General features: G+C 35.1%; 17 protein-coding genes and 1 pseudogene. All 18 read left to right on the top strand.

What is annotated here, in order from left to right; all coding sequences use genetic code 11:
• On the top strand, positions 1-544 hold a 544-nt coding region (locus C9914_RS11195; protein ID WP_158707413.1), incomplete at its 5' end, for a hypothetical protein.
• Positions 545-564: 20 nt separating this feature from the next.
• The gene (locus tag C9914_RS11190; protein ID WP_106765466.1) at positions 565-819 is read left to right on the top strand and encodes a hypothetical protein; all 255 of its coding nucleotides are present in this window, start codon (positions 565-567) and stop codon (positions 817-819) included.
• Positions 820-888: 69 nt separating this feature from the next.
• Positions 889-1707, top strand: a pseudogene (locus tag C9914_RS11185) (phage major capsid protein); the annotation flags it as partial.
• Between the two features lie 13 nt (positions 1708-1720).
• Positions 1721-2005, top strand: a complete 285-nt coding sequence (locus C9914_RS11180; RefSeq protein WP_106765463.1) for a head-tail connector protein — start codon at positions 1721-1723, stop codon at positions 2003-2005.
• A 12-nt stretch (positions 2006-2017) separates the two neighbouring features.
• Positions 2018-2326: a hypothetical protein gene (locus C9914_RS11175; protein ID WP_106765461.1), complete on the top strand. Its 309-nt coding sequence runs from the start codon at positions 2018-2020 to the stop codon at positions 2324-2326.
• Positions 2327-2330: 4 nt separating this feature from the next.
• The gene (locus tag C9914_RS11170; protein ID WP_106765459.1) at positions 2331-2810 is read left to right on the top strand and encodes a hypothetical protein; all 480 of its coding nucleotides are present in this window, start codon (positions 2331-2333) and stop codon (positions 2808-2810) included.
• Between the two features lies 1 nt (position 2811).
• A complete protein-coding gene (locus C9914_RS11165; RefSeq protein WP_106765457.1) occupies positions 2812-3168 on the top strand; it encodes a hypothetical protein in 357 nt (118 codons plus the stop codon).
• A gap of 4 nt (positions 3169-3172) precedes the next feature.
• Entirely contained in the window at positions 3173-3763 is a 591-nt protein-coding gene (locus tag C9914_RS11160) for a hypothetical protein (RefSeq protein WP_106765455.1), read from the top strand.
• A gap of 2 nt (positions 3764-3765) precedes the next feature.
• Positions 3766-4335, top strand: a complete 570-nt coding sequence (locus tag C9914_RS11155) for a hypothetical protein (protein WP_106765453.1) — start codon at positions 3766-3768, stop codon at positions 4333-4335.
• 106 nt (positions 4336-4441) lie between these two features.
• Complete coding sequence (locus tag C9914_RS11150) at positions 4442-4924, top strand: HIRAN domain-containing protein (RefSeq protein ID WP_106765452.1); 483 nt, start codon at positions 4442-4444, stop codon at positions 4922-4924.
• A 14-nt stretch (positions 4925-4938) separates the two neighbouring features.
• Positions 4939-5208 (top strand): hypothetical protein, encoded by a 270-nt coding sequence (locus tag C9914_RS11145; protein WP_106765450.1) that lies wholly within the window; start codon positions 4939-4941, stop codon positions 5206-5208.
• 26 nt (positions 5209-5234) lie between these two features.
• Positions 5235-6131 carry a hypothetical protein gene (locus tag C9914_RS11140; protein WP_106765448.1) on the top strand — a complete coding sequence of 299 codons (897 nt, stop codon included), beginning with the start codon at positions 5235-5237 and terminating at the stop codon, positions 6129-6131.
• A 165-nt stretch (positions 6132-6296) separates the two neighbouring features.
• A complete protein-coding gene (locus C9914_RS11135) occupies positions 6297-9908 on the top strand; it encodes a phage tail tape measure protein (protein ID WP_106765446.1) in 3612 nt (1203 codons plus the stop codon).
• A gap of 48 nt (positions 9909-9956) precedes the next feature.
• Positions 9957-10694 (top strand): hypothetical protein, encoded by a 738-nt coding sequence (locus C9914_RS11130; protein ID WP_106765444.1) that lies wholly within the window; start codon positions 9957-9959, stop codon positions 10692-10694.
• Positions 10695-12503, top strand: coding sequence for a Gp37-like protein (locus C9914_RS11125; protein WP_106765443.1), 1809 nt, complete (start codon positions 10695-10697; stop codon positions 12501-12503).
• Positions 12504-12845, top strand: coding sequence for a hypothetical protein (locus tag C9914_RS11120; RefSeq protein ID WP_106765441.1), 342 nt, complete (start codon positions 12504-12506; stop codon positions 12843-12845). It abuts the gene before it with no gap.
• Positions 12842-13552 carry a hypothetical protein gene (locus C9914_RS11115; protein WP_106765439.1) on the top strand — a complete coding sequence of 237 codons (711 nt, stop codon included), beginning with the start codon at positions 12842-12844 and terminating at the stop codon, positions 13550-13552. Before C9914_RS11120 ends, C9914_RS11115 begins: the two co-directional genes overlap by 4 nt.
• Positions 13540-13857 (top strand): hypothetical protein (locus C9914_RS11110; RefSeq protein ID WP_158707412.1); only part of this gene is annotated, 318 nt, incomplete at its 3' end. The genes C9914_RS11115 and C9914_RS11110, both read left to right, overlap by 13 nt.

Here is a 13857-nt window from a genome sequence, read left to right as displayed (position 1 = left end):
GCTTATAAGAGCCGTGGCGATTAATAGGGCAACTTCTCAATATAATATACAGACAGTAATCAATAATGTGGATAAATCAAGTGCAGGCTTGCTTTTTTTAGGTGCTACGAAATTCGTAACAGATATAGCAACGAGAACATTTAACTTTATGTTAATTTCAAACGATAACACAGTAGTAATGTTGTTTAGTGACCATAATCAATCTCTGCCGAATGCTTATAAGTACAATTTAATGTCGTACCACGAGCAGAATTTTAACATTGTAGCTTATAGCAATAGTATTAATACAATAGCAAGCAAATCGGAGTTTATTCGTACAGACGAAAAACATAAGGGCGAAATTTATAAAACAACTAATCGTTTGCTTTATAGTCGAGATGAAAATGTAGAAATTATAGAAAGTAAACCGCTTGTGCAAAATAATATTGCAGTACACGATATGAAAAGTGTGTATGATTGCTCAAATGTCACAGCAGGAAGCATATTGATTATTGATAGCAACAAATACTTCGCTGTTGATAGCAATACATTGATTAAAACTTAATTAAGAATAGGTGATGAAAATTGAATGTTGAAATTATACTAAGTTTATTATCTGCACTTTGCTCGCTTATAGGTTCTCTTGGCGGTATTTTAGTTACCTCAAAGCTTAATCTCTACCGCCTCGAACAGCTTGAAAAAAAGGTTGACAAGCATAACCATCTTGTTGAGAGAATGTACGAAATTGAGAAAACTGTCACAACGGCAACCAGTCTTTATGATGAAGAAATCAAGGTTATCAATCACCGTATCAGCGACTTAGAACAAGATTCAAAATGAAGGAGAGGTTAAATATGATGAGTACAAAAGCTAAAAAATGGATNTAATCTCACCTTCGGTGCTAATGGTGCGATTATACCAACAAGCATTGAAAATAAGATTATTGATAAGGTGAAAGAAATTTGCCCTATTTTTGAACTTGCAACAAAGTATAATGTCGGCGGTACTCTTACAATTCCGTACATTGATACAGATACAAGCGATAATAAAATGGCTTATGCAACAGAGTTTACAGAGCTTGAAAGTACATCGGCAAGCTTTAAGTCAATTTCTCTTACAGGGTTCCTTGCTGCAACACTTTGCAAGATTTCTAAGTCACTTATCAATAATTCACAATTTGATATTGTGTCATATACAATTCAGCATATGGCTGTTAATATCGCACAGTGGATAGAAGGTCAGCTACTCAATGGTACATCAGGTAAGATTGAGGGCTTGAGCGGAGTTACTCAGTCTGTTACTACTGCATCAGCAACAGCTATTACAGGTGATGAACTTATTGACTTGCAGGAAAGTATTCCTGATGTATATCAAAACGGTGCAGTATGGATTATGGCTAAGAGTACACGCACAAAAATTCGTAAGCTCAAGGACGGCGAGGGTAATTATCTTCTCCAGCGTGATTTTACAGCTCCCGCAAGATATATTCTCCTTGGCAAGCCTGTATATATTTCTGATAATATGCCGAATATGGCAGCAGGTAAGACAGCTATTTTCTATGGTGATATGAGTGGCCTTGCGGTAAAGATTACAGAGGGTTCACAGTTTAATGTATATACAGAAAAGTATGGTACTCAGCACGCAATCGGTATTGATTGCTGGCTTGAAATGGACGCAAAGGTTGAGAATGCTCAGAAGATTTCAAAGCTTGTTTGCAAAAGCTCATAAGGAATGATATAGCGTGAAGATAAGTGAAATCACTATTGACAGCGTAAAGGAATATTGTGGTATAAGCAGTAATGACAGTGATGTAATTCTGACAGCGTGTCTTGCTTCGGCAAAGGCATACGCTGTCGGTTTTACCGGCTGTGCTTTGGCAGAACTTGAAGAATATGAAGATGTATCGTTAGCTATTATGATGTTGGCTAACGATTACTTTTTATTCAGATTCAGCGGTCAGGGCAACGATAAGCCGAATCCTGCAGTTGAAAATATACTGCATATGCACTGTAAAAATTTTTTATAGGGTGGTGTCTTTATGCAAAATATTGTTTTTAAGGACCGTATAAAGCTTGAAAAAAGAAAAAACGGCTACGGAAGTCACCCGGAACCACAGACTGTCGCTGAAAAAGATGTGTGGGCTTGCGTATGCTTGCCAAGTATGACAGCTAAGACAACTGCTTTAAGCGTTGGTATAAGCATTGATTTAACTATACATATGTTCAGAAATGAATATATAGGTGAAAGCTATACGCACATACTTTATAACAATGAGCGTTATAAAATTGAGAGTGCAACAGCTTCGATAAATAATTTATATATTAAGCTGTCAGTATCAAGGGTATAGGGCTATGGGCTTTATAGATTTTCAGATACCAGATGTTAATAGCTTTATGGGCAACCTCGAAAATTGTAGAGATAAGCTTAACGAAAATGTCAATAATGCATTATTAGAAGGCGCGAAAGTTATTGAATCAGAACAGAAAAGAATTATTTCTGCAAAATCCGCGAAACTTGCAAAGCTTATAACTCATAAATTCGGCGTAACTAAAAAAGGCAAGATGTATTACAAAATCGGCTATCTTGACGGTTCAAGGGTTGATGAATGGCTACACGGTGCAGTTCTTGAGTTTGGCAGACCTGGCGCAAGACACAGAAAAGAAATCAAGCGAAAGATTAAAACAAAATCAGGCATAAAAGAAATAACCGTCAAAAATGGTGCTATTCAGGAATATTCGCATATACGCAGAGGCTTTGAACTCAAAGAAGAAGTTACTACGGAAAATGTAGAGAAAGCCTTTGACAATACATTAAATAAATTGGGGGATTGATATGATATACGAGATTATCGACAGCATAATTGAAAGTTTTGGTTATCCTTTTTATGTCGGTATGCCGAATTTTGGAGATGATGAACCAGAATTGTATATCGTATACACTCTTTGGGAAACTCCTGATTTTTATGGGGACGGCGAATATCTGGCAACTAAATATACGATAAGTCTGCATTTTTTCTGCGATATAATGCACTTTTCTGAATGCAGACGAGTTGAAAAGCAAATCAAAAAGAAATTACTTGAGAATGATTTTGGTTATATTGGTTCGCAAACTCCGTCTTACGGAGCAGATGAACCACAACAAAGACATATCATTTATGAATTTACTAAGATTTTAGAAAGCGAGGAATAATATTATGGCAAAGAAAACAGTAGGAACACTTGTTAATATCAATAATCTTACAATGTGGTCAAGAAATGAATCGGAGGAAACTGCTACATATGGTGAGGCAGTATCTTTTCAGAAAAGATTTATGACAGTATCGGATACACCAACAACAGTAAGCGACCAGCTTTTCGGTGATGGCGAAGTCGCAGCCGATTACAATGCAGTAACAGGCGGTACTCTTGAGCTTGGACTTACAGACCTTAGCAATACGGATAGAGTGCTTATCTATGGCGAAAGCGTAAAAGACGGCACAAATGTTATTACAACAGACACAAACAGTGGATATAATGTTGTTGCATATTCAGGCAAACAGCAGAACGGTCTGCTTACGCTTGTTAAGTATCTGCGTGTCAAGTTTGCACCGGGACAGGAACAGGCACAACAGGTCACAAATAGTGGCGTGAACTGGGCTACAAAGACCGTAAGCGGTACATATTCGGCAGACCCTGAAACAGGTATATTCCGCTATATTCGTGACAATGTAGACCCTACCAAAGATTCTGAAATTATTACAAAATGGTTTAGCGACGCCACATATTACGGAAAGGTTGGCGTATAAGAATGTTGAACGACTTGGAGCGTAAAAGCTATATGCTCCATATTGGCGGTGCGGAGTATCATATTAGATACTCCTTGAACAGCCGATTATGCTTGGAGCAAAGCTATAAATCACTTGAAGATATATTGCTTATGAAGGTGCAGGATTGGAGCATAGATGATGTCTTACAGCTTGTAAGAGCGGGCTTTGTAGATATGTATTATAACAAGCGTGCAGTTTTAAGGCGAGATTGGGATAATATAAAAATCAAGCATAGGAAAAAGTATCTAAGCATAGCAGAGCTTGGAAAAATCATCAGCCAAAAGGATTTAATTGCTATTAAAATTGAGCTTATGGAAGCAATTATCGGCAGTTTTCCTGAACCGATTTATGGCGAAACCGAGGATTTTAATAATGGGCGGAGCGATATTGATTATAAGCCGCTTTGGGCTTGGTATGTTGCAATACTGCACCGCCCTGAATCCGAGTTTTACAGAAGCACTCTAAAAGAGATATATGAAAGAATTGACAGTTATTTAATCATTAAGGGTATGAAAGACAAGCCTGCGGAAGTATCGGAATTTATTGATTAGCTTTAAAAAATTGATGAAAAACCTTTACAATTTGTGAAAAATATGGTATTGTTTTTACGAATACTAATACTAATAATCATAAAAATTGGAAAGGTAGTGTAGTAAAATGAGTGTGTTGGCAAAAGCTTCAATTTGGGTTTTAGGAGGAATTGCTTTAATAGTTGTTATTGGTATAATCGGAGGAATATTTGATAAACGAAAAAAAGAAAGAGATTTAAAACGGACGATACAAAGTGCTATCGAAGACAGTGCCCCTGAAACAGAAAAAATGTCAACTCGTATTAGTATGTTTACACAAATTGTTGGAGTTACTAAAAATAATGATGAGGGTGTAAATATTCAAAATATTTTACCAGAACTTGAAGTTGGTAGCAAGTTGACATTTATTCGTGAGCCTAAAAATTTTTACGATACAAATGCGATAAAAGTTATTTGTGATTATCAACATATCGGTTATATCAAATCCAGCTTAGCAGAAGAAATTGCCCCGATAATGGATTCTGGCAGAAAACTTAAAGGTTACATATCTGAAATAACTGGGGGAACTGATGGAAAGAATTATGGCTGTAATATACATATATCTATATAAAAGGAGAGTTTCTTATGAAAATCAACCGCTATCGCTATCGTTCTGACAATATCATAACTTTTGCGTGGGTATCAATTATTGCTGGAGTTATGCTTGGAATATTTGCTGGAATGATTACATTTAGCACAGAGTATACTACTCACGGAATAATTGAATCTTTTAATTGGACGAATGCTTTAATTGCGTTTATCCCACTTTTTGCAGTAGGTATGCTTTTATTTGGCTTGGCACAATTTTCAATTATGATTGAAGAACTTAATCACGATGAAGATGATGAAGAATAGTATTTGTAATTAAGGAGTGCGTTTTCATGAAAAGAAAAGTTGTTTCAGCTATTTTGCTTGCTTTATTGGCTTTGTCTGCTTGTGCAGGTTGTGGTTCAAAATCAAATAGCATAATAGAATCAAGTAATACAAATAGTACAGATAAGAGTATAATATCTTCTGTTGTTAGTACTGAAAGCTCTAAACAAGAAAATAGCAAAGAAATTTCCAAAGTTGAAAGTCATGCAGAATCTTCAAAACCGGAAGTTAGCAAAATTGAAAAGAAAATCACAAGTATAAAATTGAACAATTCTGATAATGTTAAGGTATACGATGATGAATGTAAATATGATTATATATCATTAAAAGGTTCAGGATACAATAATTATACTAACGAAGTAAAATTTATTAGCACAAATCCAAAAGTAGCAACTGTAGAAACTTATGGCAATAAAGGGTATAAAGATAGAGTCTATTATAAAGTTAAAGCTGTATCTGCTGGTATTACCACTATTTATGCACAAACTAAAAATGGCGAACTGAAAACGGACAAAGTGACATTTACTGTAAAATCAAAAGCAGAGGAATCACGATTAGTTGAAGAATCAAGGCTTGCTGAGGAATCGAAAAGAGCAGAAGAATCACGCTTAGCTGAAGAATCAAAGCTTGCTGAGGAATCAAGAAAATCAGAAGAATCAAGATTATTAGAAAGTAGTAAAAATGCGAATACTACAAATACAAGAGGAAACGGAAATAATTTTAATACATATGATAATGAGGAACAACAAAACACAACTCAGTATGTATTAAACACAAGCACTAAGAAAATTCATCGTTCTCATTGTAGATTTGTAAAAAAGATTGCCCCTCAAAATTATAGTACAACAAGCGATTTGCAATCGGCTCTTGCACAAGGGTACAAAGAATGCAAAAAATGCTTTTAAGTATAAAGGGAGTTTTTAATGAGAAAAAGTACTCTAATTTTACTGTCTTTAATACAGTGTAATGGCAATGTCATTATTCTTTAAATAGGTAAAACTTAATATTCAAGCGTACATCAGAAATGGTGTGCGCTTTTATTTTGCGATTTTATAAGGAGAGTGAGCAATATGTCGCAAAGGTCCGTAGATGTTAAGATAGGTGCAGATACAAGCGGATTCTTGACGGGTATAAGTGATGTGGTTGCTAAGCTTAATGTACTCAATAAACAAATGCTTGAGAGTCAGGCGGCAACTAAAAAAATTAATCAGGAAATGCGTGAGTACGAAAAAGAGCAAGCTAAAATACAAAAAGAAATAAAAGAATCAGGCAGTGCTACCGATGAGCAAAAAGAAAAATTAGCAAAACTTGAACAAAAGCTTGATGAGGCAAGGTCAAGAGCGGCAGAATTAAAAACAGAGCAATCAAAATTGAAGTCGGAAATCAAAAGTGCATCAAAAGAACTTGATGAACAAACCGAGGGTTTGAATAAAGTAGCTAATGCGGAAGATGGTGTTAAGCAAGCAACTGATGAAATGAAAGTATCGGTTGAAAAATCTTCCGAAGGCTTTACAGTTATGAAAGGTGCTATATCTAACCTTGTTTCAGATGCGCTTAATACTGCTGTTGATAAATTCAAGGAAATGGCTGTATCTTCAGAGCAAGCCTTGAATAGCTTACAAGTTAAGACCGGTATGTCGACCGAGGCAGTATCGGAATTAAAAGACGAGATGTACGCTATTTACAAGGATAATTTTGGTGATAGCTTAACAGATGTTGCAGATAAGATTGCGTTAGTTGCTCAAAATATAGATGAAAGCGACCCAAGTAAGATTAAGAGTATTACAGAAAATGCAATCGGTCTTAGCGATGCTTTTGGGTCGGATTTTGAGGAAAATCTAAGAGGCGTAAACGGTCTTATGACTAATATGGGTCTGACAGCAGAAGAAGCATTCGACTATATAGCGAAAGGTTCGCAGAATGGTCTTGATAAGACGCATGAACTTACTGATAATCTCGCAGAATACAGTCAAATATGGTCACAGGCAGGCTTTTCGGTAGAAGAAATGTTTTCTATACTTCAAAACGGTCTTGATAGTGGAGCATATAATCTTGATAAAGTTAATGATTTTGTGAAAGAATTTGCAATTTCGCTTGCTGATGGCAGAATTGCAGAAAATATAAGCAGTTTTTCAAATGAAAGTAAAAATCTGTTTGAAGAGTGGAAGTCTGGAAAAGCTACTCAAGCAGATGTATTTCAATCTATAATAAGCGATTTATCAAATATGACAAATCAACAAGAAGCATTAACTTTAGCGAGTACGGTGTGGAGTTCGCTTGGTGAAGATAATGCGATGTCTGTACTTACTTCACTTAATAAGGTGAATGACAAATATACAGATGTTGCTGGTACAATGCAAGAAATCAACGACATACAATACAATGACGCTGGTAGTCAAATAGAGGCTCTCGGCAGGCAATTTGAAGTAGATATTTTACAACCGATTGTTAATGGTATAACTCCTTCAGCTAAAGAAATTATTTCATTCGTTTCAAAATCATTACCACAAATAGTAAGCTTGGTTGCTGCTTTAGTAACAGGAACAAAAACATATAAAAGTATAACTACTGATGGGGCATTTCTGAATAGCATAATCAATGGATTTAAGCAACTTAAAACAAGTACAGAAGCGGCAACAACTGCCCAACTTGCTAATAACGCAGCAGTTAATGCTAATCCTTATGTTGCTGTTGCATCCATACTTGTTGGGTTAGTATCATTATTTGCTACATATTCTATTACTGCAAATAATATGTCCGAAGAAACTGATAACGCAAGTGATAGTTTAAAAGATTACACTCAAATTATAACAGATACTAAAAATGCTATGGAGGATAAAAAATCTCAAACAGAGTCAGACATACAACTTACAAAAACCCTTAAAAGTGAATATGATGAGCTACGCAAAAAAACTAATCTTACAGCTTCGGAACAAAGTGAATTAGATTTTGTAGCTAAACAGCTTGCAGAGACGCTTGGCATAAACACGAATAGTTTAAAAGAGCAAAGTGGAGCTTATAAAGATTTAACTGCCAACGTTGATGATTATGTTGAGTCATTGAAAAACCAAGCGATTTATGAAGCAAACGAAGAAAATTTCAAGGCGGCTGCACAAGCAGTTGCGAATACTAAAAAAGAATATGAAAAAGCAGAGAAGTCTTACGATGAATATATCGAAAAAATGAGGTTAAAAAGCCTTGAAGCTAAGTCAAAGGGAAAAAGTTTTTTGATTCCTGAAAATGATACAAATGCAGCTTTAAGTGTATTAGGAAAAGGTGAATCTATAAGTGATATTCTCAATTCTTTAATTTCGCTTCCGAATGATAAAATAAAAGAATATGATTTTTTCTTGGAAAAAGTTGGGGGAAGTGCAGACGAAGTCATTAAGCTAAAAAATTCTATAAGTGAATATAGTAAGCAACAATCCGAAGCAGAATCTGCATTGGAAGAATGTGATGCTGCACTTAGAAATAGTTATAAAACAATAAGTAATCATGTTACTAAAGTTAAAGAGCTAAATATAGAATTTTCAGATTTAATTGACCTTGCCACTGTAGCGGCAAATGCAGAAAAGGAATATGACGAAACAGGAAGATTAAGTATATCTACATTGCAATCTATAATTTCAAAATATCCCGAACTGGAAAATAGCGTATTTAACTATATGATTGGCTTAACTGACGCTAAGTCGGTTATAGAAAGTATGCAATCAACATATTACAATGATGCGGAAGCTTTCCTAAAGGTTCAAATAAGTAAAAATGCAAATAATACTGATTTTTATAAAAATGTTATGCTTGCTAATACGGAATGGGTAAATGATTGTAAGAATAAATATAACATTGATTTAACGAATTATGCCACATGGGCACAAGCAAGAAGTAATATTACGAGTAAAATCATTAAGCAAGTTTCAGCTTTGCCCGGAATAGGACCATTATTAGGTAATGTATTAACATCTGCACAAGACACTTGGTTTGATTATGTATTATCTCAATATACATCAAAATTTGTTACTACTAAAGACAGTTTTCTTAATCTAAATAATATAAATAATTCTAACGATGAGAAAGATAAAAAAGATAAAATAAAAAAATTAACTGATGAATCGAAAAAAGCAGAAGATACGCTACTTAAAAAATATGAACTTGTTGAAGCTGCATATAATCGCTTGGTTGATAAACGAATTGAGCGTATACAAAAAGAGCAAGAAGCAAAAGAAAAAGCTAAAAATGCTGCAATAGCTGCTATTGATGCAGAAGTCGAAGCACGAAAACGATTGAATGAAGATAAAGAATCGCAAAACGAACTTGATACAATCAATGCAAGGCTGAAATATGAAAAACTCGATGAATTGAGCAGAAGAGAACTTATGCGTAGAAAACAAGAATTGCTCAATGAGCAGGCAGAAACCAAGTGGCAGCGTATGATGTCAGATAAAAAAGACAAGCTTCAAAGTAGCTATGATAGTTATAAAAACAACAGTGATTCTATGATTGAAGCATTACAAAGAGCTGCCAACAGTGCTGCCGATTATTTCGATACGCTTAAGAGTGGTTATAAAACAAACTCATATATCGTTAATAACAATTCTGATACACGCAATATACAAATTATTCAAAATGCTTTGAGTAATCAGCAGATGGTTGATAAATTGCTTAAAGCAATATACAGCAAGTAATGAGGTGATATTACGAAAAAGAGAATAAGATATAGAGCGAATAACGGCTTGATATTTGAATTTGGTAATAAAGCACCGTATTTTCTTGAAAATATAGATGCAACGAGCTTGCAAGGCTCATTTTCAGCGGATAATTTGCTTGGAACGGTAGGACAGATAACAGCAAGCAAAACATATGGCAATCGAACAATCTCGTGTGAGTTAGCTGTGGTTTTTAATGAGCCAAGTATGATTATGTTTAAGCCCGAAATATTGCAAAAAATTATAGCAGCATTTAGCCCTTTGATTGGTGGAAAACTTGAAATTATTTCAGATAGCGGAACATACGATATTGAATGTTATCCGAGCGAAATTCCAAAGTTTGATAATAGTAAAATATCTTATATATATAGATTTACGGTAGATTTTATATGCGATTTTCCTTATTTCCGTAATATCAGAGAGCAAAAGGCCTCCCTTGTTGCTGATAAAGCAATATTTCTTAAATCTCAATCATATGTAAATACGCCTTTACATATTTACATACCTGATTGCTCTAAAGGTATGATTCTTACAAATAAAACAAGCGGAAAAAGTTTGAAACTTATTGCTTTTAGTGGAGGACCTGTAACGGTTGATACAGGTACCTATTCAGTTGCAAGTGCCGCAGATGGTTCTGATATTTCAAATCGTATTGATTTAACATCAGATATGGACGGTTTCGGTCTTGTTTTTGGCAAAAATGAGATAGTTTCAAATGTAGCGATAAATATAAGCTATCACGATTATGCTATAGGGGTGATATAAATGGTACTTAAAGCGTTTGCTCCTCCAACGGAGCTTAATAGCTTTCAATCAAGTTTATTGTTTTCAACGGACAAAATTATAAATCTTACATATACAAAAAAGTTTGTTGGTACGGGAAATTTTACATTGACGCTTCCGATAAAGGAGCTTTTTATTGAAAAGCTAATTGAAAATGTATTACTTAATGTCGATAACGATTGGTTTGTTGTTAATAACATTAAGCGAGATGAGAAACAAATAGAATTATCGGGTACAGACTTGAATGGCTGGCTTGATTTGAGAATAACCGTTTTTGGCAAAACGCAAGTTTCTGGTGCAGAGGGATACGATGTCGTCAAAGGTACTACAGGGGAATGTATCAATCATTATATGATGAATAACGCAATATCGCCAATCGATAAAAACAGAAAGTTGCCACGCTTAATTATAAAACAAACAGCACAAGGAAAGAAAGATGATAGCTATATGGCGAGATTACAGCTTTTATCTGAGGTAATTGGGAATCTCTGTAAAAACGCTACTATTGGCTACGAAATATCCGCAGATGTCGAAAATAATCAATTTTTATTTAAGACAATTGTAGGAACAGACCGTTCAGTTGAGCAGAATAACAGACCATATGTAATTTTTTCGCCGACATATGGCAATTTGTTGTCAGCCACATATGAGCGTGGAAATTCAGATTTGCTGAATGCTATATATGCTACTGGTGCAGGTGTAACGCAGACGGTTTATCGCAATAATAATAAAGCCGCAGGGGTACTCCGCAGAGAAACTGCTATTGATGTGTCCGTGTCAACAATAGCGGATATTGAGGATTACACGCTTAATCAAGTTTCGGGAAACATAGCTAATAACAGTTATGAACTTGATGTAAGTGCGATAAATGATTTTGAGGTGAGATACTTTCTTGGTGATTATGTAACAGTAGCAGACCCTAAAACAGGTAAGCATTGGACAGCTCAAATAGAAGAAACAACACTTACTAAATCTGCAACCGAAACAAAAAGAACTTTGACCATAGGAGATGCAAAAACAAAGCTGTTAAACAAAATTCAAAACAGTGCAAATTTAACAATCAACAGTAATGCAAACAAAACGCAGAATGTTGCTGAACATCTTACAGACCTTATCACTGGCAATGAGGGTGGATATTTAGCTATTCATAAAGATGAAAAGGGTCAGCCTTTTGAACTTCTTATTATGGATAATGAAGATTATAGGCTTGCTCAAAACATTTGGAGGTGGAATAAACAAGGGTGGGGACATTCTGGTAATGGGTATGATGGTCCTTATACGCTTGGAGCTACTATGGATGGAGCAATAGTTGCAGATTTGATAACAGCAGGAACCTTGAAAGGTATAGAAATTATCGCAGAAAAAGGAAAAATTGCTGGTTGGACAATCAAAGGCAACACGCTTGTATCAAATGACGGTACTTTCGCTATTGATAGTGCTAATAACTGTATTACTGTAAATGATACAAATAATATACCGTTGATGAAAATTGGCACAGGTGGTATCAAGTATATACGCAGCGGAATTGAAATCGGTAGTATAGGTATAACAAAAGGTGCAGAAAGTGAGACATATGGCATAACTTTCAATCTTAAAGACGGTGATGCAATGACCTGGAGTGTGTACGATAAAAGTCAAAAAGTATATGTAAATAAGCTTAGATACACCGAATCAGAGGGCTTAAATGTAAGCAATAACTTTACCTGCAATCAGTTCTTTGGTCATAATGTAACGGATATTGACCTCGGCAACGGACTACACGCTTGGGGATATAGTATAGGGGGTGATTAGATGCTTAACATAATCAGAGGAACAACACAAAATTTGTTGATTACAATTACTGATGAAGTAGGGGAAATATATAAACTTCAAAACGGAGATGTACTCAGATTTGGTATAAAGCGTAATTGGCAAGATACAGATTATGGTGTTTGCAAAGAAATAACAACTAATAATTTGCAAGACGATGGGTATATTATCGCTCTTGCTCCTGAGGATACTCTTAATTTACTTGCTGGAAATTATTACTTTGATGTCGGTTTACAAACTGCCGACGGTGATTACTATATGATAATCCCTTGTAGTCGGTGCGTAATAATGCCCGCTATAACGCAAAAGGAGGCTACACAATGATAGCTTTAAAAGGACAGATAAAACAGGTGCAACATCTATCAGGCAAGCTTGGCAAGCCCACAGGTGGCAAGTCAGACCATTATATAGCTAAGCCGCTACATTTTGCAGTAAAGACACACACATTTAGTATACCAATAGAGTATTATAATCTACCGGATATAATAAGTGGCAAAATAATGGAAATAATCAGTGGCACTAAATCACTTGATAATCCATCAATTTTTGTGTGCAGAAAAGTAAATGGTATAGAATTGTATAGTTTGCCTGATAACACTTGCGATACAATTGCGATTACAGATGGTGTAGTATCAGTTGAGAAAAAATGCGGATACGCTGTAATTGACGGAGATACTCCGATTACGGCAATTATAAAGAGCGGAGATTCAAGGGTTGCAAGCGGATTTTTTGCGATAGGCTATACAAAAACAACATTTAATGATTTGATAGAACCACAGGCAACAAATGTATATTGCAATAGATTATCTGTAAGTAAGCAAAAAGCTTTAACTGCTGTAACTGAAACGGCAATATACATAAACAGCTCGCAAGCACTTTATATCGTTTTGCCGACAGGGACTTGTGATGAAGATAGTGAAAGCGTTGTCGAATGGCTCAACAATCATAAAATCGAAATTATATATCCCATCGCTGAATTAAGTACAACATCAAACTTAGATAATGAGGAGGAAATATTATGTCTTATGTGAATAAAATTATAAGCATAAACGGCACAGAAAAGGATTTTATCAAAGCATTTGCGAATGAATTAACATCAGCAGATAACAAAATTACTTGCGAAACAGATATTGACGCAGAGTTTGCTAATGAAGATTCATCTCATATTATTACTATAATTTTTAATGTGAATAACTGCTATAAGATAAAGCTTATAAGAGCCGTGGCGATTAATAGGGCAACTTCTCAATATAATATACAGACAGTAATCAATAATGTGGATAAATCAAGTGCAGGCTTGCTTTTTTTAGGTGCTACGAAATTCGTAACAGATATA

The sequence above is a fragment of the Pseudoruminococcus massiliensis genome, from assembly GCF_900291955.1.
Lineage (GTDB): Bacteria > Bacillota > Clostridia > Oscillospirales > Acutalibacteraceae > Pseudoruminococcus > Pseudoruminococcus massiliensis.
Note: the sequence above shows the minus strand (reverse complement) of the source record. Positions and strands in the feature narration are given on the sequence as shown.